The 22,044-nt window shown below is 44.3% G+C and carries 15 protein-coding genes; 2 read left to right on the top strand and 13 right to left on the bottom strand.

The window, feature by feature from the left end; genetic code table 11:
• Positions 1 to 16: 16 nt before the first annotated feature.
• Positions 17 to 1,198 carry an acetate kinase gene (locus tag MHM87_RS16410; RefSeq protein WP_049586785.1) on the bottom strand — a complete coding sequence of 394 codons (1,182 nt, stop codon included), beginning with the start codon at positions 1,196 to 1,198 and terminating at the stop codon, positions 17 to 19.
• 389 nt (positions 1,199 to 1,587) lie between these two features.
• Between MHM87_RS16410 and MHM87_RS16405 the strand changes: the two genes are divergently transcribed.
• The gene (locus MHM87_RS16405; protein ID WP_014976128.1) at positions 1,588 to 2,037 is read left to right on the top strand and encodes an Hsp20 family protein; all 450 of its coding nucleotides are present in this window, start codon (positions 1,588 to 1,590) and stop codon (positions 2,035 to 2,037) included.
• Positions 2,038 to 2,136: 99 nt separating this feature from the next.
• Here MHM87_RS16405 and MHM87_RS16400 read toward each other — a convergent pair whose 3' ends face one another.
• The 7 genes from MHM87_RS16400 to dapB all read right to left on the bottom strand — a co-directional run bounded on the left by MHM87_RS16400 (position 2,137) and on the right by dapB (position 11,369).
• Positions 2,137 to 2,529 carry a DUF3224 domain-containing protein gene (locus MHM87_RS16400; protein WP_014948986.1) on the bottom strand — a complete coding sequence of 131 codons (393 nt, stop codon included), beginning with the start codon at positions 2,527 to 2,529 and terminating at the stop codon, positions 2,137 to 2,139.
• Between the two features lie 91 nt (positions 2,530 to 2,620).
• Positions 2,621 to 3,160: an NUDIX hydrolase gene (locus MHM87_RS16395; RefSeq protein ID WP_168462757.1), complete on the bottom strand. Its 540-nt coding sequence runs from the start codon at positions 3,158 to 3,160 to the stop codon at positions 2,621 to 2,623.
• 10 nt (positions 3,161 to 3,170) lie between these two features.
• Positions 3,171 to 5,021: a hypothetical protein gene (locus MHM87_RS16390; RefSeq protein ID WP_239260251.1), complete on the bottom strand. Its 1,851-nt coding sequence runs from the start codon at positions 5,019 to 5,021 to the stop codon at positions 3,171 to 3,173.
• A 213-nt stretch (positions 5,022 to 5,234) separates the two neighbouring features.
• Entirely contained in the window at positions 5,235 to 5,711 is a 477-nt protein-coding gene (gene greA, locus MHM87_RS16385; protein WP_014948981.1) for a transcription elongation factor GreA, read from the bottom strand.
• Positions 5,712 to 5,828: 117 nt separating this feature from the next.
• A complete protein-coding gene (gene carB / locus MHM87_RS16380; protein ID WP_239260249.1) occupies positions 5,829 to 9,050 on the bottom strand; it encodes a carbamoyl-phosphate synthase large subunit in 3,222 nt (1,073 codons plus the stop codon).
• A 13-nt stretch (positions 9,051 to 9,063) separates the two neighbouring features.
• The gene (gene carA, locus MHM87_RS16375; protein WP_014948979.1) at positions 9,064 to 10,194 is read right to left on the bottom strand and encodes a glutamine-hydrolyzing carbamoyl-phosphate synthase small subunit; all 1,131 of its coding nucleotides are present in this window, start codon (positions 10,192 to 10,194) and stop codon (positions 9,064 to 9,066) included.
• 371 nt (positions 10,195 to 10,565) lie between these two features.
• Positions 10,566 to 11,369, bottom strand: coding sequence for a 4-hydroxy-tetrahydrodipicolinate reductase (gene dapB / locus MHM87_RS16370; protein ID WP_014976121.1), 804 nt, complete (start codon positions 11,367 to 11,369; stop codon positions 10,566 to 10,568).
• A 403-nt stretch (positions 11,370 to 11,772) separates the two neighbouring features.
• On the opposite strand from dapB, the gene MHM87_RS16365 reads away from it, so the two are divergent.
• Entirely contained in the window at positions 11,773 to 12,456 is a 684-nt protein-coding gene (locus tag MHM87_RS16365; RefSeq protein WP_049586859.1) for a cytochrome b/b6 domain-containing protein, read from the top strand.
• Here the strand turns inward: MHM87_RS16365 and MHM87_RS16360 are convergent, their stop codons facing one another.
• The 5 genes from MHM87_RS16360 to dnaK all read right to left on the bottom strand — a co-directional run bounded on the left by MHM87_RS16360 (position 12,457) and on the right by dnaK (position 21,926).
• Entirely contained in the window at positions 12,457 to 14,361 is a 1,905-nt protein-coding gene (locus tag MHM87_RS16360; RefSeq protein WP_239260247.1) for a propionyl-CoA synthetase, read from the bottom strand.
• Between the two features lie 189 nt (positions 14,362 to 14,550).
• Positions 14,551 to 17,139, bottom strand: coding sequence for a bifunctional diguanylate cyclase/phosphodiesterase (locus tag MHM87_RS16355; protein WP_239260244.1), 2,589 nt, complete (start codon positions 17,137 to 17,139; stop codon positions 14,551 to 14,553).
• Positions 17,140 to 17,870: 731 nt separating this feature from the next.
• A complete protein-coding gene (locus MHM87_RS16350; protein WP_239246239.1) occupies positions 17,871 to 18,356 on the bottom strand; it encodes a cytochrome c in 486 nt (161 codons plus the stop codon).
• Between the two features lie 310 nt (positions 18,357 to 18,666).
• On the bottom strand, positions 18,667 to 19,797 hold the full coding sequence (dnaJ, locus tag MHM87_RS16345) for a molecular chaperone DnaJ (RefSeq protein WP_014948973.1): 1,131 nt from the start codon (positions 19,795 to 19,797) through the stop codon (positions 18,667 to 18,669).
• A gap of 200 nt (positions 19,798 to 19,997) precedes the next feature.
• Complete coding sequence (gene dnaK, locus MHM87_RS16340; RefSeq protein ID WP_061094681.1) at positions 19,998 to 21,926, bottom strand: molecular chaperone DnaK; 1,929 nt, start codon at positions 21,924 to 21,926, stop codon at positions 19,998 to 20,000.
• Between the last annotated feature and the right edge of the window lie 118 nt (positions 21,927 to 22,044).

Below are 22,044 nucleotides of genomic sequence, written 5' to 3'. Positions count from 1 at the left end.
GCGTTGCTTATATAATTTACGCGAAGGTTGCAGCTTCTGCGGCTATCACCCATTCTTCATTTGTAGGCACAACATAAACTGCCGTAGACGCGGTATCAGCGGTAATCTTTCCACCTTGACCAAATCGCGCGTCGGCATTTCTTTGCTCATCTAAGCTAATTCCAAAGTGGGCGAAATACCCCATAGTTGTCTCACGAATAAGCGATGAGTTCTCCCCTATTCCGCCTGTAAATACAATAGCGTCTAACGTGGGCACGGCTACCATATAACCCGCGATGTATTTAGCTAAGCGATAGCAAAAAATTTCAATGGCCAATAATGCACCTTCGTGACCTTCAAGCGCCGCATCTTCAAGGGTTCGACAGTCGTTACTCAGCTCTGAGATACCAAGTAATCCAGACTGTTTGTTCAGTAAATCACTTATCTCATCTACGGTTTTGCCAAGCTTCTTCTGCAGCGTTCCCGGTAGACTCGGATCTAAGTCGCCACAGCGAGTGCCCATAACTAAGCCTTCAAGAGGAATAAAGCCAAGGCTTGTGTCTACCGCCACACCTTTTTCTATAGCCGACACACTGCAGCCATTGCCTAGGTGGGCACTGATAATGCTGGTATCTGAAACCGGCTTCTCAAGAATTTTTGCCATGCTATCAAGTATGAACTTGTGACTGGTTCCATGGAATCCGTAGCGTCTTATGCCGTGCTCGCGATAAAGCGACATGGGTAAAGCATAAATAAAGGCTTTTTGGGGTAAGGTTTGAAAGAAAGAAGTATCAAATACGACTACGTGAGGCAGGTCAGGGTAAGCCTCTTGCGCCGTGACGATCCCCTTTAGGTTCGCCATATTATGAAGCGGAGCCATGCTTGCATAATCTTCAATTGCTTTTAGTACGCTATCATCGACAAGTGCAGCCTGCTTAAACTTTTCACCACCATGAACAACACGATGCCCTATTGCGATAGGCTTAACGCCCGTACTAGCGATAACTTCTGAAATTGCGCTTAACGCTTCGGTATGGCCAGCTTTTTCAGGTAGTGCGCGTTTTTCTTTTTTGCCGTTTAACTTGTAAGACAAACTAGCATCACTATTACCTAGTGCTTCAGCAATACCAGACAGTCCAGCCTCTCCAGTGTCAGCGTCAATTATCGCGAACTTTACGGACGAACTGCCGCAATTTAAAACTATAACTTCTTTCTTCATTTTTTAAATTTACAAATAAAAGTGGTAAGACATTTTGCTTAACCAAATTGTAGCATTTATAAACAACCGGATTGGTTAAACAATTGCTAAATATTTTATAAAAAACATCGCATACACTTATTGTATGTGAGGTTTTTTCTCAATATTTATTGAAAAGCATGCGATTCATTTCATGCCGTAAAAAAAGAAACAAATAAAACCAATAAATACATACACTTAAAATTAAATCCAAGTTTTTTGGAAAAAATATGCATTTTCTTTCTTGAAAAGTATTTGGACCATTCCTATATCTGATTTGTCGGCGCTGAAAGGTCAGGTCGACAAAACCGCCGCCGCAGAGTCGGGGCATTTAAACTTTTAACATATTGCTTAATTTTGAGGATATGACTATGCGTACTATCGATCTATCTCCACTTTACCGTTCATTCATTGGTTCTGATCACCTAGCGTCATTAATTGATGCAGCATCTCGTGCTGAGAAGCAAAGTACCTACCCGCCGTATAACATAGAGTTACTTGGCGATGACAAGTATCGTGTAACCATGGCCATTGCCGGCTTTAGTAAAGACGACGTTTCTATTCAGGTTGAAGAAAACACGTTGACGATTACGGGCACGAAGAAAACGGAAGCGGACGATAAAGAAAGCAAAGAGCGTAAGTTCTTACACAAGGGCATTTCAGAGCGTAACTTTGAGCGTAAATTCCAACTTGGCGACCATGTAAAAGTGCTAGCTGCAGATATGGAAAACGGTCTGCTACACATCGATATGGAGCGAGTCATTCCTGAAGCCAAGAAACCTCGTCAAATAGAGATTGGTTCTCGTTTAATTGAAAATTAATAGTTAGTTTCTTGGTTTGTTTCCCAACTTTTAGCGGCGCCTTTGGGCGCCGTTTTTTTTGGCTTAAAAAATCGCTTTTCGTTGGCACTTACCCATTACTCACGCGTTGTCGATTTCAATGGCGTAATCAGCTTTACCCGATTCACCAGACTTAAAGTTACCTCGAAGGTTTTTTCCCGTCAGTTCACCTGTAGCAGACCCTTCAATTGATATAAATTCGCTGCTTGCAACTCCATTCTCAAACTTACCGGCATGCTGAAAAGTAACCGTGCCGCGCATACCGTTTACTACGCCAACGAAGGTTTCAAACCCGGTAAATTTGGCAGACATCTGAGATTGATAAGACATCAAAAACTCGACATTAGATTCGCCACTCATTTCACCAGAATACACCTGCTTAATACTAGCGTGAGATACCTTAATTCCCTCTGATCTTTCACTAAGTGTGTCTTCGTCCCATTGAGTAATGGAAAAGCTTCCTTTGAACGCCATAAATATCTCTTTATAAATGGTTTTTAGTTATAAACTGTAAACCCTAGCTTCTCAGAAAGAAAAAAACAGTCAGCAAATTGTAACAGGGTGTTTAGATAATCCCCTTAAGCATGGCTAACCCCACTGCGTTACAGGTGCTTGCGTCCTTGATTTCTCCACGTTTTATTTTCTCCTTTAACTCATTTAAGGGGAGTGAAACAACGCGCAAGTCTTCTTCCTCAACATCGAGTTTTTGTGCGCCTTGGGTGAGGCCTTTAGCTACATAAATGTGATAACCCTGATTACAAAAACCGTATGCTAAATATTGAAAACCCACATATTCCATTGAATCTGCAGTTAAGCCAGTCTCTTCTTTAAGTTCACCTTTCGCCAATTCAACAGGGTCGACATCAGGGTTACTTTCCCATGCACCTTGAGGCAACTCAAGCTGGCGCTCTTTTATGGTATAGCGATATTGCTCAACCATGTAAACCGTATCGCCTTCTATCGGCAAAATAATAGCGAAGTCAGGCTTTTCCACCACGCCGTAAATGCCTTCGTTTCCACTGCTGCGTTGTATTTTGTCTTCTCTTACGCGAAGCCATTTGTTTTCGTACACAACTTTTGTATCTAGTGTTTTAATATCAGCCATGCCTCACTCCTCACTCACTGTCTTTTTCGTTTCGAAGAAAACCTGCACTTTCTTCCGTCTCTTTAAGTGTTAGGCGATCGTCAGGGTTTTTATTAAACGCTCGGGTTTGTTGATTAACTTGATGAATGGTACTTGCATTGGCTAAGTCTGATTCATTAGTGATTGAAGCGATGGTCTCTCTACAGCGTAAGAATGCTTTAATTTCGTCGACGATTTCCTTCAATTCTCCGTCGTTTTTGTTCATCCCCATTACAAAGCGCGGGGCTTCCAGATTGTTCATACCGCTAGTGGCGAATATAGAAGTGTTAATTCGGCTAGTAATGATCCACGGTGTGATACTGCTTCTAACTACGACATTTTCAGACCGTGTAGAATCGTGAATTGCCATACCTGTTGAAACTCTAGACTCGGTATACGTGCCTTCGGTTTTCATGTACATCAGCAAAGAGTTAAAGTTCAGCTCGCCCCAAAACATGTGAGACGCGTTATTTAAAATACTTCCTGCCGCTCTGAAAGTAAGCCAAGCGAATATCAGCATGAGCAAATTATTGACCATAGAAAAAGCATTATTCAACAGTGCGCTGTTATCTACACCGATATTGATAACCAGATGTAGTAGCTCAGCAAGCTGTACGCCAGATGAGTAAAACAATACCGCGGCAACAACGACGGCAACTTGCGCAATAGCGCTCAACGCTACCTTAGCCCCTTTGGGTAATGCTAACCCCTCACTGAGGGTTGGCTGAGTTTCTATCAGTAATTCCCCTTCGAAACTACCCTTCCCTTCAGCCTGCTCTTTAAGCTTAGGAACAAAATCGGCGTATATTCTGTTTGGGACTTCCTTGTAACGACGGTTGGCCAGCACGATGTTTTCTATATTGATAAAAATCTCATTGGGATGAACAGACTCTTGCATGTTTGCTCGAAATTCGCTGACTTCAGTTTGTGGTGTCACTAAATCCATGCGCTTTTTAAGTAATGGAAATACAAGACCTATCACCACGCCGATACTGATGAAAAGGTATACAAAGTTCAGCCAAGCGCTAAAAAAAGCGTGTTCTTCAGACCAGGTTTTAAGTTCATTGATATTACTTCCCACCACACCATCGAGAAACACACCCGCACCAAGAGGAACGACAAGTGCTAATCCAATGATTACACCAATTGACAACCCTCCCGCTTTAGCAAGTTGCGAGTTTCCTTCGTTATGGATGCCCTTTGCCGTAGAGGTCCAGTTGGCAACAAAATAGATAAGCAATACCAAAGAAAGAACAGGCATAACGACAATTTTTGCTACTTCACCTGCAAAGCCATTACTTACTAAAAAATAGACGATGGCGTAGGTAACTAAGCCCACGATAAGTGTCGCCCCCATGGCTAAAATTTCTTGGGCAAGATGGCGTAGCGGGTAAGGTAAGAAAACAAGCTTAGGAAAAACGCTGTGAACTAGCCGAGCGAGCCAGCCTTTTGGCTCCTCAAAGGTAGTATTTCGTCTTCCCATAAGCATAGAGTGCAGTGACTCTTTTGAGTAAAGCAGGGATTTTTGCTCTGCCTGAGCAGCATCTTGTTCAGATTTTGAGAAGTTGTAGGCCAGTGAAGTGGGAACCGTTCTACCTACAAAAAAGCGCATAAGTTGAAGGATACCAACCGCCGTATGGCGTATTCCCGATACTACTAAAACAAAACCAACCGCTAGCAAGGTATAGCCTTTCACCTTGTTGGCTTCAAATATCGCCGGTACGGTGAAAACAACGTAAACCGCTAACAATAGCGTTAAGACACCCCCCAGTGTTCTAAGCGCTCCTTCTGTCTTAAATGGGTTCTTTATCCCTAGCGTCTGAGAACCAAAATCATAAGCCATGATGTATCCTTTCGAAAACAAAAGGAAAAATCATACTTAGAGTAAGATGATTGAGCAATGATTACTTACTTGAATCTCTCTGCACCGTATCGAAAAGGCTTAGCAACTGATAAAAGATATCAATAAATGAGCTAGTGTATGAGAAAAGCAGAGAATAATTAAAAAGTATGGGAGTGGAGATAGCCAGCAGAAGGACTCTGCTGGCTTGCGTAGTTAGATATATTCTACTTCGATGATTTCAACTTCAACTGCGCCGGCTGGCGTTTGAATCGTTACCATGTCATCAAGCTCTTTACCTATTAGACCACGAGCGATAGGTGAATTAACCGAAATCAAGTTGTTCTTAATATCAGCTTCGTCATCACCAACAATACGGTAGGTGGTTTCTTCATCGGTATCGACGTTTAGAATGGTTACGGTAGTACCGAAAATAACCTTACCCGTATTTTCCATTTTGGTAACGTCGATAATCTGTGCATTTGATAGCTTGCCTTCAATATCTTGAATGCGGCCTTCACAGAAGCTTTGCTGCTCACGGGCCGCGTGATACTCAGCATTTTCTTTTAAGTCACCATGTTCACGTGCTTCGGCAATAGACTCGATAATACGTGGGCGTGTTTTGGTTTTTAGCTCATTTAATTCGTCACGCAGCATTTGAGCGCCGCGCGCTGTCATTGGATACTGACTCATGAATACCGTCTCACTTAGCTAGTAATTTAAACAGAAAAGTGCGCCGCGAAGGCGCACTTTTTATTCGTTCACACAAATGTAATATTGCTAGGATACCTCGTATCCTAGCGTATGTCATTAGTGTTTGAGTCTAGCGTGTAGTTCTTGAACTGACGCCACTTTATTGCGGTCATCAGCAGACTTAGCACGGATAGTTGCGAACGCTGCGTTCATTGTCGTGGTGTAGGTTACCTTGTTTAGCAAGGCTTCACGACGAATGTACACTGAGTCGGTGATGGCTTGACGACCTTCTGTTGTATTAATCAAATACGCGTATTCGCCATTTTTGATTGCATCAACAATATTAGGGCGGCCTTCAGACATCTTATTAACCACAGTACTCATGATGCCTGCATCATAAAGCTCGGTAGCCGTACCGCGGGTAGCTTCAATGCTGAAGCCCGCTTCGACTAACGCTTTTGCCAGTGCGATCATACGAGGCTTGTCGTTATCACGTACTGAAATTAACGCTTTACCTTGCTTAGGTAGTGGCGCACCCGCACCTAAGTTAGCTTTAGCATAGGCTTCTTCGAAGGTATCGCCAACGCCCATTACTTCACCCGTTGAGCGCATCTCTGGGCCTAGCAGTGGGTCAACACCTTGGAACTTAGCAAATGGAAGCACCACTTCTTTCACAGAGTAGAAAGGTGGAATCACTTCTTCTGTTACGCCCTGCTCGGCTAGGCTCACGCCAGCCATTACACGTGCTGCAACTTTAGCAAGAGGTACACCCGTTGCCTTAGAAACGAATGGAACGGTACGTGCTGCACGAGGGTTAACCTCGATTAGGTATACTTCACCATCTTTAATCGCAAATTGTGTGTTCATCAGACCGACTACGCCAAGTTCAAGCGCCATGGCTTTAACTTGTTCGCGCATGACATCTTGAATCTCTTTTGAAAGCGAGTGTGGAGGTAATGAACACGCAGAGTCACCAGAGTGAACACCCGCTTGTTCAATGTGTTCCATGATGCCGCCAATCACTACGTCTTTACCGTCGCAAATAGCGTCGATATCAACTTCAATAGCATCATCCAAGAAACGGTCTAGCAATACTGGCGCGTCGTTGGACACTTTAACCGCTTCATTAAGGTAACGCTTAAGATCTTTGAGGTCATACACGATTTCCATCGCACGACCACCTAGCACGTAGCTTGGACGAACCACTAGCGGGAAGCCAATCTCTTCAGCCATAGTTAGCGCTTGCTCAACGTTAGTTACCGTGGCATTCGCAGGCTGCTTGAGGTTAAGCTTGTTCACCATTTGCTGGAAGCGCTCACGGTCTTCGGCACGGTCAATCGCTTCTGGTGAGGTACCGATAACCGGTACACCCGCCGCCTCTAGTGCACGCGCAAGTTTAAGTGGCGTTTGACCACCATATTGCACGATAACGCCTTTCGGCTGCTCTTTAGCAACGATTTCAAGTACATCTTCCAGCGTTACTGGCTCGAAGTACAGACGGTCTGATGTGTCGTAGTCGGTAGATACTGTCTCAGGGTTACAGTTAACCATAATGGTCTCGTAACCGTCTTCACGCATTGAAAGCGCCGCGTGAACACAGCAGTAGTCGAACTCAATACCTTGACCAATTCGGTTTGGACCGCCGCCCAAAACCATGATCTTGTCTTCGTCAGTTGGCGCTGCTTCACACTCTTCGTCATACGTTGAGTACATGTAAGCTGTACTGGTAGAGAATTCTGCTGCACAAGTATCTACACGCTTGTAGACAGGAGAAATACCAAAGTCACGACGGGTTTCACGAATATCGCTTTCTGCCACTTTGGTTAGCTCAGCAAGACGCGCATCAGAGAAGCCTTTACGCTTAAGTGCGCGCATAAAGTCAGCATCAATACCTGGTAAACCAAGCTCTGCTACTTTAGCTTCAAGAAGAATAAGATCTTCAAGCTGTACAAGGTACCAGCGGTCGATATTGGTAAGGTTAAATACCTCTTCAACCGTCATGCCCATACGGAATGCATCACCGATGTACCAAATGCGCTCTGCACCAGGCTGACGAAGTTCAAAAACCACTTTATTGCGTGATTCAGGGTCTTCAAGGTCAACCATTGGGTTAAGGCCTGTCGCACCTACTTCAAGACCGCGAAGGGCTTTTTGCAGTGATTCTTGCTGGTTACGGCCAATGGCCATCACTTCACCTACCGACTTCATTTGAGTAGTCAGTCGGTCGTTAGCACCGGCAAACTTCTCAAAGTTAAAGCGTGGGATCTTAGTCACTACGTAGTCGATAGACGGCTCGAAAGATGCTGGCGTTAGGCCACCTGTAATGTCGTTTGCTAATTCATCTAGCGTATAACCTACCGCAAGTTTCGCTGCTACTTTCGCAATTGGGAAACCTGTTGCTTTCGAAGCAAGCGCTGATGAACGCGATACGCGAGGATTCATTTCGATGATTACTACACGACCAGTTTTCGGATCTACACCGAACTGTACGTTTGAACCACCGGTTTCAACACCAATCTCGCGCAGTACAGCCATCGCTGCATTACGCATTAGCTGGAATTCTTTGTCAGTCAGGGTTTGTGCTGGAGCAACTGTGATTGAGTCGCCGGTATGCACGCCCATAGGGTCGAAGTTTTCGATAGTACATACAATAATGCAGTTATCTGCTTTATCGCGTACTACTTCCATTTCGTACTCTTTCCAACCTAGCAACGATTCATCGATAAGAAGCTCGTTGGTAGGAGAAAGGTCTAAGCCACGGTGACAAATTTCATTAAATTCATCAATGTTGTACGCGATACCGCCGCCGGTTCCACCCATGGTGAAAGACGGACGAATGATACAAGGGAAGCCGATGCGGCTTAGTACATCGTGCGCTTCATCCATGCTGTGCGCGATTTCCGCACGTGGACATTCAAGGCCGATGTTTTTCATTGCTTTGTCAAAGCGCTCGCGGTTTTCTGCTTTGTCGATTGCATCTGCCGTTGCACCGATGAGCTCACAACCGAACTCTTCAAGTACGCCGTGCTTGTCTAGCTCTAGCGCACAGTTAAGCGCAGTTTGTCCACCCATTGTAGGTAAGATGGCATCTGGACGTTCTTTTTCAATGATCTTGCGAACTACTTCCCAGTGAATAGGCTCGATATAAGTCGCATCTGCCATTTCTGGGTCGGTCATAATGGTTGCTGGGTTAGAGTTAACCAAAATAACACGGTAGCCTTCTTCTCGAAGGGCTTTACACGCTTGCGCGCCTGAATAATCGAATTCACAAGCCTGGCCGATAACAATAGGGCCAGCACCAATGATAAGAATACTTTGTATGTCGGTACGTTTTGGCATAGCGGGCTAATTCCTACTGCTTGTGTTGTTCAATAAGTTCGATGAAGTGGTCGAATAACGGTGCCGCTTCATGAGGACCTGGGCTGGCTTCAGGGTGACCCTGGAAGCTGAACGCAGGCTTGTCGGTGCGGTGAATACCCTGCAGCGACTTGTCGAACAACGAAATGTGAGTTACTTCTAGGTTATCTGGCAAGCTAGACTCATCAACTGCAAAACCGTGGTTTTGGCTAGTGATCATAACTACATTGCGCTTAAGGTCTTTAACCGGGTGGTTTGCACCGTGGTGACCAAACTTCATCTTCACTGTCTTCGCACCACTTGCGATAGCAAGTAGCTGGTGACCAAGACAAATACCGAATACAGGCGTACCGGTTTCGACGATAGTTTTGATTGCGGTTACTGCGTAGTCACATGGCTCTGGGTCGCCTGGGCCATTTGACAAAAATACACCATCAGGATTCATGGCTAGTACGTCTTCAGCAGGCGTTTGCGCTGGTACTAACGTAACTTTACAACCGCGGTCAGCTAGCATGCGAAGAATATTATTTTTAACACCGTAGTCAAAAGCAACAACGTGATATTTGAACTCGCTTGGTGTTACATAACCTTTACCAAGTTCCCAACTGCCCTCTGTCCATGTTTTTGGCTCAGTAATACTTACTACCTTTGCCAAATCCATGCCTTTAAGGCCAGGGAAAGCTTTTGCTTGCGCTAGTGCGCTAGACTCGTCTAATTCATCAGAGCAAATAATGCAGCCGTTTTGTGCACCTTTGTCTCGCAAGATACGCGTCAAGCGACGTGTATCAATGTCGGCAATACCCACAACGCCTTTCGCTTTAAGGTATTCAGACAAAGTTTGCTGTTGACGAAAGTTACTAGCAACAAGAGGTAGGTCACGGATGATTAGACCTTTCGACCAGATTTTATCTGCTTCGACGTCTTCTTCGTTAGTGCCGGTGTTGCCAATGTGTGGATAAGTAAGGGTGATGAGTTGTTCAGCGTAGGATGGGTCGGTGAGAATTTCTTGATAGCCGGTCATGGAAGTATTAAAAACGACTTCCCCAACGGCGGAGCCTGTAGCGCCTATCGCCGTACCTTTAAAAACAGAACCATCCTCTAACACCAAAAGGGCAGAATTAGCCAAGTCAACCTCCAGATTAAGGATAACTATGTGTTTGTGCAGTTTTCTGCACAAACCCCACAAAAAACGGGAGTTATTGATAACAATACATCCCGTTTTACGATCTTTGCAGCTAATAAAACCGCACTCTTCAGCCATTTTGGCGGCCTCAGAATACGAAATTCTGGCAAATTCCGGCGAGTATACATCACTGACCGAAAATGGCAAATTTATTTGTAATAATTTACTAAAATACCGCTTATACCACCATTTTTGCGCAGAACCACCGAAAGTACGGCTTATTGCTCATTTAAAGTGCAACTCTAGTTTAACACTTTGATAACGCCCTCAAGCTCGCCTGCTAATTTAGCTACAGCATGCTGGCATAAAAACGCCTATAGCTTTAAATCCAGTACATCAACCATGGAGTATAGACCAGGTTCTTTTCCATACAACCACTTCGCTGCATGCACTGCGCCTTTCGCAAAAGTAAGTCGACTTGATGCCTTGTGCGTAATCTCCAGGCGCTCACCAATATCTGCAAATAAGGCTGTGTGTTCACCGACGATGTCTCCGGCTCGAATTGTTGCGAAGCCAATAGTACCTTGGTCGCGTTCAGGCTCTTTTCCTTCTCTGCCGTATACAGCGCAGGTTTTTAAATCACGGCCCAATTCGTCAGCAATGGCTTCACCAATGGCCATGGCTGTACCAGAAGGCGCGTCTTGTTTAAATCTGTGATGTGCTTCTGTTATTTCGATGTCAGCCGTTTCACCCAGCACACTTGCAGCTTGTCGAACTAGGGAAAGCATTAAATTTACGCCCACACTGTAATTAGCCGCAAATACGATAGGTATATGCTTTGCTGCTTCGTCGAGTGCCGCTAACTGTGAATCGTTTAATCCAGTAGTTCCAATAACAACAGGCATTTTATTTTTAACGCACCACGTAAGATTACTTTCAATAACCGAAGGCAGGGTGAAATCGATCATTACATCTGCATCATTACCACTTAAATCTGATAGCGCAGTACAATCAACGTCTTTTTTGCCAATGCCCGCAAGTTCGCCCACATTTAGTCCAACCCAAGGTGAATCATCGCGTACCGTTGCCACGCTAAGTTGTGCATCGTCACTTAAATCTAGCGCTTCAACTAAAACCCGTCCCATACGCCCGTTGGCGCCAAATAATCCTACTTTCATTTTTTCGTTTTACACTTTTATAAACCTTCAACTGTGAGGCATTTTGCCAAATGCCGTCACTATTGCAATGTGAGATTCATATTAAATAGGCATAACAAGGAATCGGTAAGATTTAACTACTACCAATCTGCATAGTTCTTTGCCAAAACTTCAAGCTCGGATGTAAAAAAATTCAGTAAACGATGCTTAGGACATGTTGAGCTTTACTGCGCATTTTTGATGCAAAGATCAACATGTCCTAATTGCAACACTAAGACAAACAGAGGTTTTCTGCCGTTGGGCCTACTTGTTTTATAGAGTAAGTTAAGCGACGCTATGGCAATTAACAGATGACCGAGTACTTATGCGTCACCGCTGAACGGCAAGTGTGGATAAGTCAGAATACAACCCAACTAAATTTACTATGCAAAAAACTCTTATATGGGATATTCCCACCCGGCTTTTTCACTGGCTTATTGTAGCGAGCCTTTTAGCGCAATATGCAACAGTTGAATGGCTTGAAAACAAAGTGCAATGGCACTTTTACATTGGGTACTTCACCTTATTCCTTATCGTTTTCCGCATAATCTGGGGATTTGTTGGTACGCAACACGCCAAGTTCAGTAGCTTTATTACTGGTCCCAGAAAGGTTTTCAATTATATAAAAACCTTATTTAATAGGCAGTCCGAACCCGCTATTGGCCACAACCCTTTAGGCGGATGGTTTGTGGTCGTTATGCTAGTGTTGCTTGCCATACAAGCGGTATCGGGATTGTTCATGACCGATGATATTTTCTTAGACGGTCCCTATCGCCAGTTAGCCGGAGAAGAAACACTAGCGCTAATGAACACTCTGCATCACCTTGCCTTTGATGTGTTACTTTACGTTATCGCACTTCATATAGGCGCGGTAATATTTTACAGCGTGTATAAGAAGCAAAAATTGGTTCCTGCCATGGTGCATGGCAATAAGGAGTCAGCAACAGCTGGTATTACTGACTCGCGAATTCTACGTGCTTTTGTTGTGGCGCTCATCGCCGCAGCAGCTGTATATGTGGCTATTGAAGTATACCCGCCAGCTCCACAGGCAGATGAATATTACTACTAGCTAAACAGCCGTGGGCTTGTTGACCAAGCCCTTCTCTCGCATGAGCGTCTCAATCTCACTTACGCTTGACGGATCATCGATGGTTGAGGGTACGGCAACAGATTCATTGGCTGCAATTTGACGCAGCAGTTTGCGGAGTATTTTACCTGACCGGGTTTTGGGTAAACGATTGACGACGATGGCTCGCTTAAAGCACGCCACTGGCCCGATTTTATCTCGAACCCGTTGAACCAAATCTTGCTCAAGTGCCTGTTCATCAACGGTAACGCCGTCTTTTAGCAGTACCAATCCAACTGGCAATTGCCCTTTCAGTGCATCATGGATGCCTATTACACTACATTCAGCAATGGCAGGATGTCCTGCAAGCACTTCTTCCATTTCACCGGTAGATAACCGGTGCCCGGCAACGTTTATGACATCGTCGGTGCGACCCATTATAAATACGTAGCCATCTTCATCTACGTACCCGTTATCTCCGGTACTGTAATACCCTTCAAATTCTCGTAAATAGCCATCAACAAACCGTTGATGGTCTTGCCAAATCGTTGTCAAACAACCTGGGGGAAGCGGTAACTTGATAGCAATAGCGCCTTTTTCACCGGTTATTTGCTGTTCATCAGTTCCTTGCAATACCTTTACGTTAAACCCAGGTGTAGGCACGCTTGATGAACCGGGTTTCGTAGCCATTGGCTCAAGCCCCATCGGGTTTGAACAAATTGGCCAGCCAGTTTCGGTTTGCCACCAATGGTCGATAACAGGAACACCTACTTTCTCGCTCGCCCAGAAGTATGTTGGCGGATCTAGACGTTCACCCGCCATAAATAAGGTACGCAAGCTCGACGTATTGTATTTAGATAAAAACTCAGCATCAGGGTCCGCTTTTCGTATCGCTCTAAATGCTGTTGGAGCTGCAAAAAGCACATTCACTTTGTGAGACTCTATCATACACCAAAATGCACCGGCATCAGGAGTGCCAATGGGCTTTCCTTCGTACAGTACCGTCGTTGCGCCTTTTATGAGCGGGCCATAGACAATATATGAATGACCGACCACCCAACCAACATCCGATGCAGCCCAGAAAATATCGTCCTCACTAATACCGTAAATCGCGCCCATTGAATAATGAAGAGCAACCGCGTGCCCGCCATTATCTCGAACGACCCCCTTGGGTTTACCGGTTGTACCTGAAGTATAAAGAACATAAAGCGGGTCAGTTGCATCGACGGCAACAGGAGAAGCTGGCACGCTAGCTTCAACCAGAGAGAGCCAATCGTGGTCAGTTGCTTCATTTAACTCAGCAATTAACTGAGCGCGTTGATACAACACGCATGCCTGTGGTTTGTGCTCTGCTAATGATATTGCTTCATCAACAAGAGGTTTGTACGGTAGAACTTTATTGCCTTCAATGCCACATGACGCAGTAACAATAACTACCGGTTTTGCGTCATCTATTCGTACTGCAAGCTCATTTGCGGCAAAGCCACCAAACACCACAGAGTGCACAGCTCCCAACCGGGCGCAAGCAAGCATCGCGATCACTGCTTGCGGGATCATGGGCATGTAGATAATCACGCGGTCGCCTTTCGTCACACCCAAGCGAGATAAGCCGCCTGCGAACTCGGCAACACGGTTTAATAGCTCTTTGTAAGTAAAGTGCTGAGTGGTTTGTGTAACAGGTGAGTCATAAATAAGCGCAGTTTTATCGCCACGACCATTTTTTACGTGATGATCAAGCGCTAAATAGCTGGTGTTAAGCTGCCCTCCCCTAAACCAGTCGAAGTAACCATTATCTGTAGGTTGGCATCCTTTTTGAGGAGGTTGAAACCACGCTAGCTTTTGTGCTTGTTCTAACCAAAACTCATCGGGGTGCTGGGTCGAGGCAATATATTCATCTTTATAAGTCATAACCATGTCCTGAGTAGGGTTTATCTTCACCCTACGATAGTTACATGACATCTACTAATAAGACTTCAGGCGTAGATCGACTAACAAATTGATTTACATAAATTTAAACTTTGTACATCCATTTGATAACAAGCGGTATCGAAGCGGTTGTTTCAACGCATACTTGAATAAGCCCTCGACTGCGTAGGGTTAACTACCTTCTTTATATTGCTTCTCACTAATTTTACTTTTCCAATCACCTACACTCATGGGTTTATCTAAGTAATATCCCTGAAATGCTCCGCAACCACATGCCTTAGCTTGATCTAATTGACCCGTTGTCTCTATTCCCTCAGCTACGGTATTTATGTGTAACGCTTTGGCCATGTTGCAAATACTTGTAACTAATAATGTTTTTTGCTGCGAGCCTTCCATCGCTTCGACAAATACCCTGTCTACTTTCAGTTCGGTAATTGGCAAATCTTGAAGATAATTTAAATTTGAGTCACCAAGACCAAAATCGTCGATAGACAAACTAAACCCTTGTTCCGCTAATTCTCTGACGCGACGTTGAATAACGCTCACCCCTCTTATCAATGCACCTTCAGTGAGCTCTAGAGTTAAATTTTTGTGTGACACTCGCCACTTATTTACTATTGCGACAAACTTACTCACAAAATCAGCTCGCGCTAAGTGCTTTGCACTGATATTAACAGACAACTTAGTGTTAATTTTATTTGACTGGCATTCACTAAGTAACCCGCAGGCTTCGTTACACACCCACAGCCCGAGTTCAGCAATAAAATCATTCTCTTCGGCAATAGGAATGAATTCAGAAGGGCTTACTGTACCCATATGAGGATGCTTCCACCTTAACAACACCTCTGAGCTTATAACGTTCTTCGTTGCATCGTATTGAGGTTGTAGCTCAATATATAACTCGTTGTTAGAAATAGCCCTGCTCAGAGAGTGTTTAATGTAATTGTACCGCTCGATATCAATTGCATTAACATGAAAATACTCGTGCTCCGACTTAAAAGTAGAAGTATTTTTTACCTCTCTTAAAGGTTTTCTCGACAATAGTTCTTTTATCTTTTTAAACGAAAAATGCTTCGTTGGAACCGTGCAACTTATGGTTTGCGTTTCAATATTTAAGAGGCTGTTGTGCAGGGTTATTGGCGCTAGCACGTGATCGTGGATAAGAATAGCGCAATCGTGTGCAGCATTTAGAGACTGTGCTTCTTCACTAAAATATTGATGAAGATGAATATAAAAAGCGCCTCTCTCACATTTGAATATACTGGCTGAATTGCGCTTGTTAATTTCGAATATGCGAATGAAGCGACTAGCCAAAATTCTCAGAATATAGTCTATCGTTGGCTCTCCAAACGCATTTTCGTATTCTTTTATGTTACAGATAGCAACGCGCATAAACGTGGCAAATGGTTTAGATGACTTGTCGTCATGAGCTTTATCGCCAAGGTATCGCTCAAATTGGTGTAAGTTCGGAAGACCTGTCACCGTATCGATTAAAGCGAGTTGTTTGTAATGCTCAATTTCGTGGTTTTGATTAGTGATATCGCGCACTGAGGCGATAATTAATTGTTGATTATGTACAGAGCATTTCGACAAATTAACTTCACAGGCAATACGTTTACCATTTTTATGGCGAAGACATTCGTTTACCGAGCCATTTTCGCTACACCATGCTAAACCCGCTGGTATGTTTATGAAACAAGAAGGCGCATCGGTATTTTGCACCTTGGTTGATATTAATTTTATATCTTGCCCAATCAGCTCTTCGGGCTCAAAGCCTAATACAGAATAAACGCGTTCATTTGCAGTTAGAATAGTGCCATGTTCATCTATGCTTAACACCACGCTATCCACATTATTCAATAAACTGGTCAGATAATCTGTGTAGTTATGTTGTGAATCCGATAGACGCTGTATTTCCGTTTCATCCTGCACTGCGCCATAAAGCCGGGTTAATTTAATTCCGCTAGCATTTCCTCGCTGAACCTGTAAGAACACGGTTAGTTTTATACTTTTTCTGCGACCTTGCTTGTCGTGAAATTCAAAGTGCTTTACGAACTCTCTATCTTCTTTAAGCGCTTTAAAAACGCGCTGCTTTAAGTCTCTTCTATCACTCGAGGTAAGCATATCGAGCACTTCATTAATGCCGACGCTTTTTACACGAGGTAAGCCTAATAAGGCTTTCATCACCTCAGTCAGAGAAAGTACGCCTGTGAATCTGTCAATCTCCCACGCGCCCACTTTAGAAATTGAACTCACCTCTTCTAACAAGGCAAGCTGTTCGGATAACTTGTCTGAATAGGGATGACGCGCCAGCTCATATTGGTAACTAAGCTCTACTTTTTGGCGCGTAATATCTATCAATGTATGTTGTAGAGGGCTCAATACACTGTGGCGTACAAAAGTGAGAACAACACCCATTACTTCATTTTGCATATCTCGCACGGTAGCAACTACTACATAGCTATCAGCATAATGTTCGAGTGAAGGGGGAAAGATAAAATCTTTGCAAGGTATTGGAGCGCTCAAAGGTGTAAGCGGGAGCATGAGCAATACATGTGAAGGAAAAACAACACTCTCGGCTTCTAATGATAGGTGGTTTACGTCGCAAGATAATACCGTTGCTCTTCCATTGCTAGGGTTTACCGAGGCAAGTAATATACACAGAGCCTCTGTTTTCGTTCGACTTTCATTGAGCAACACAGAAATGTTTTGCTGTGTTGTGCGCATGGTTGACAACATGCGTTCACTGCGTAAATCCATCTAAGCAAACCTTTTGATATCTCTTCGAATTCAGCACAAACGATAGCAGCACGACAATAAAAGGATGAAAAGTTGTGTCGTGGTTTTAAGCGCATTACAAGTTTTGCTGTTTCAGTTGTCTACGAGCTGTTTTATATTTTTTAAAAGCAGGACCTGCGAAGATTGGGTACCTAAACGCGTACCTTCAGTCGAAGAAAATTATCGCCAAGCCTGAGTGTTTAACATAGCCAAGAATTGTACAAATTTCCAGCAAAAACCCATTGAAACGTTTCGAACCCGTGGAAAGTTCTTATTATTACGAATTAACTATTTGAAATCCGGGATAGTACTTGCGAGCTCTTTTATCTGAATAGGATCTAACACTACTGAGCTTAGCGCGCTAGAAACAGTTTGCCGACATCGCTAAACGGAGATACTAGTTCCGTCCATTTTGGCCCGCTATTCATTGATATATTTTGCGGTACACGCAATCCGGGTATTGAAACGTAGTGTGTGGCGATGCCTGGTGCTTATTACCTACAAAGCTCTGGACGAAAAAGTACACTGCTGTTTGTGGAAGGTTGCGAGTCTGCGCTTCAGCGCCGCTCTCAACCTATCTTCATGATTTAATTATAAAATACTAATTAACACATCGAAGTATTAATCGAGGTTTTGGGTCAGTAAAATGCAATAGGCACATTCTTACTGACCCGATATTAGAGCGCTTTCACGTGTTGAAAAACAAGCTTGGGCTAGTCCTTCTTATAGTCGTCATGGCATGACTTACAGCTTGCACCAATTTTACCGATTGCACCTCTATACGCGCTTTCATCACCCGCTTTAACAGCTGCTTGAAGCCCTTGCGCTGCCGTTTTAAGTGCCATCACTTTCTTTTCTACATCTGAGAAATTTTCCCAAATTTCATCTTTTGCGCCAGTTTCAACCTCAAACTTACGGGTATCAACTGATAAATAATCGCCCATCATGTCAGCAAGTTGTTCTAGACGTACGGCATTTGTTTCCATAACGCTTTCGTCAAATGGTAGAGCACCTTTTGCCATGCCACCTAACGGTCCCATGTTACTGCGTACTAACTGAAAAACGGCCTGGCGATATTGTGTTGCAGCTCCCGCGTGTTTTTCTGACGTTGCTTCTGTCACGTCAGCAGCTAATACCGAGCCTGATAAGATTGCGCCTGCCGTGGCAGCGCTCAGTAGCAATTTACTTGAAAATTTCATGCCTGTTCCCTTGTTAGGTAAATATTATTCATTGGTCTCAAACGGGCTTTTAAGCCTTGTAATCAGCAAGCTAAAAGTCCCGATACTTGGGTTATCGTGACGAATAGTCGGATGATGCGCAAGATTTTTAGCGGTAAAAGTAAGTAAAGAAAAGACTAACTCCCCCTTTCCTTCTTAAAGTGAGCACTTTCTATTACAAATACCAATCTGCATGGATAATTGGCCACTCATAAGAGCGCGTTTAAATGCCTTTCAAAAAGAAAAAAGCCCTCACTGAGGGCTTTCAAATGAAGTATGTACTACTAAGCAATTAGTTCGTTAAATCGTCAAAGAACTTTTTAACGCCGTCAAAGAAGCCTTGCGCTTTCGGGCTGTGCTTACTTGACGCTTTACCCATCGACTCTTCAAGCTCTTGAAGTAGTTCTTTTTGGCGAGATGATAAGTTTACTGGTGTTTCGACCACAACCTTACACATTAAGTCGCCCATGGCACCACTTCGCACTGATTTAACACCTTTACCACGTAGACGGAACATTCGGCCAGTCTGCGTTTCAGGGCTGATTTTCAGTTTTACTTTCCCATCTAGCGTTGGCACTTCTAGCTCGCCGCCAAGGGCTGCCGTAGTGAAGCTTAACGGTACTTCACAGTACAAATTGTTGCCATCGCGCTTAAAGATATCGTGCTCACGTACGTGGACCTGAACGTATAAATCACCTGGAGGTGCACCGTTCTCCCCAGCTTCACCTTCGCCTGATAGACGAATACGATCACCGGTATCTACGCCAGCTGGAATTTTAACGTTAAGGGTCTTAGTCTTTTCTTTACGACCGTGGCCATGACAGCTGTTACAAGGATCTTCAATGATCTTGCCTTTGCCCGAACACGTTGGGCAAGTCTGCTGAACAGCAAAGAAACCTTGGCGCATTTGAACTTGGCCATTGCCGTGACAGGTTGGACAGGTCTTAGGTGAAGAGCCTTTCTTCGCACCAGAACCATCACAGACTTCACACTCGACCAAAGTTGGTACGCGAATATCTACGCTCTTGCCACGAACCGCTTCTTCAAGCGTTAGCTCTAAGTTGTAGCGGAGGTCTGAACCTTGACGTGCGCGAGATTGACGACCTCCTCGGCCACCGCCGAAGATATCACCAAATACATCACCAAAAATATCGCCGAAATCGGCACCACCACCGAAGCCACCGCCACCACGGTTAGGATCTACTCCCGCGTGGCCATATTGGTCGTATGCTGCACGTTTCTGCGAATCTGACAGAATTTCGTAGGCTTCCTGGATTTCTTTAAATTTATCTTCCAGGCCTTTATCGCCTTGCGTACGGTCAGGGTGATATTTCATCGCCAGCTTCTTATACGCCTTTTTAATTTCGCGTTCGCCTGCGCTTTTATCTACCCCGAGTACTTCGTAGTAGTCTCGTTTCGACATATCGTTTACATATCCTACTTTTTGTCGATAAGCATTTTATGCTCATCGAATCTACATCTGACTGTTGTAAAAATAACCTGAACACACATTCAATAAAGCCAAGTCATTTACACAACAAAGGCGCAACAAGAAATTCCTGCTGCGCCTGAACTGCTTACACGGCCCGCTAACATATTAGGTAACGGGCCTGACACAACAGTTTACTTCTTGTCGTCGTCTTTCACTTCTTCGAATTCAGCGTCAACAACGTCATCGTCTGCTTTACCAGAAGAAGCTTGCTGCTCTGCACCTTCTGCGCCACCGGCTGCAGCTTGCTGAGCTTGCGCCGCTTCCATCAGCTTGCTAGACGCTTGGATAAGCTCTTGCGTTTTCGCTTCGATGTCCGCTTTGTCTTCGCCTTTAACTGCAGTTTCAAGTGCTGAAAGTGCCTCTTCGATTGGCGCTTTGTCTTCTGCACTTAGTGCATCGCCAACTTCTTCAAGCTGTTTACGTGTGGCGTGAACCATACCGTCAGCTTGGTTACGCGCTTGAATCAGCTCTTCAAACTTCTTATCAGACTCTTTATTCGCTTCCGCGTCAGCTACCATTTTTTCTACTTCTTCATCGCTTAGGCCTGAAGAGGCTTTGATAGTGATCTTCTGCTCTTTACCTGTGTCTTTGTCTTTCGCAGACACGTGTAGGATACCGTCAGCATCAAGATCGAATGTTACTTCGATTTGCGGTACACCGCGTGCTGCTGGACGAATACCTTCTAGGTTGAACTGACCAAGAGACTTGTTGCCACTTGATTGCTTACGCTCACCCTGTAGTACGTGTACTGTTACCGCAGACTGGTTGTCTTCAGCAGTTGAGAACGTTTGCGACTTCTTCGTTGGAATTGTCGTGTTCTTCTCGATAAGCACAGTCATCACGCCACCCATAGTCTCGATACCTAGAGACAGAGGTGTAACGTCTAGAAGTAGTACGTCTTTAACGTCGCCAGAAAGTACACCACCTTGAATTGCCGCACCTACTGCAACTGCTTCATCAGGGTTTACATCTTTACGTGGCTCTTTGCCAAAGAATTCAGTCACATACTTCTGTACAAGCGGCATACGTGTTTGACCACCAACTAGAATGATGTCGTTGATGTCGCCTACAGAAAGATCTGAATCAGCTAGTGCCTTCTTAAGCGGCTCAAGTGAATTCTTAACTAGGTCTTCAACCAAAGACTCAAGTTTTGCACGAGTAAGCTTAATCGCTAAGTGCTTAGGACCTGTTGCATCAGCAGTGATGTATGGCAGGTTAACTTCAGTCTGTTGTGAAGAAGAAAGCTCAATCTTTGCTTTTTCACCGGCTTCTTTAAGACGCTGCATAGCAAGCGGATCTTTACGAAGGTCGATGCCTTGGTCTTTCTTAAACTCTTCAACTAGGTAGTTGATAACACGGTTATCGAAGTCTTCACCACCTAGGTGAGTATCACCATTTGTTGCAAGTACTTCAAACGTGTGTTCGCCGTCTACTTCATCGATTTCAATGATAGAGATATCGAACGTACCACCACCTAAGTCGTATACTGCAACAACGTTGTCGCCTTGCTTTTTGTCCATGCCGTAGGCAAGAGCAGCAGCAGTTGGCTCGTTGATAATACGCTTAACTTCAAGACCTGCGATGCGACCCGCGTCTTTAGTTGCTTGACGCTGAGAATCGTTAAAGTAAGCAGGAACAGTAATTACTGCACCAGTTACTTCTTCGCCAAGATAGTCTTCAGCGGTCTTCTTCATTTTCTTAAGTACTTCAGCAGAAACCTGAGGAGGCGCCATTTTTTCGCCTTTTGCTTCTACCCACGCATCACCGTTATCAGCACCTACTATTTTGAAAGGCATGATGTCGATGTCGCGCTGTACTTCTTTATCTTGGAAGCGACGACCAATTAGACGCTTAATTGCGAATAATGTGTTAGTCGGGTTAGTTACCGCCTGACGCTTTGCAGACTGACCAACTAATGTTTCACCATCGTTTGTGTAAGCGATGATTGAAGGGGTTGTACGATCGCCTTCCGCGTTTTCAATTACGCGAGGTTTGTCGCCGTCTAGAACTGCGACACATGAATTCGTTGTACCTAAATCGATACCAATGATTCTACCCATTTTGTGTCTCCGAATGATTTTCTTAATACTGCACTTTTAGTGGGGTTATTCCCCGTCTTTTCAATAGATGCCAGTAAAAAAAACTGACATTTTTGTGTGTTTGTCGCAAAAAGCGTAA

This window comes from Alteromonas sp. Cnat3-28 (assembly GCF_022348265.1).
In the GTDB taxonomy this organism is placed as follows: domain Bacteria; phylum Pseudomonadota; class Gammaproteobacteria; order Enterobacterales; family Alteromonadaceae; genus Alteromonas; species Alteromonas macleodii.
The sequence above is the reverse complement of the archived record's forward strand: the minus strand, read 5'-3'. Positions and strand labels throughout refer to the sequence as shown.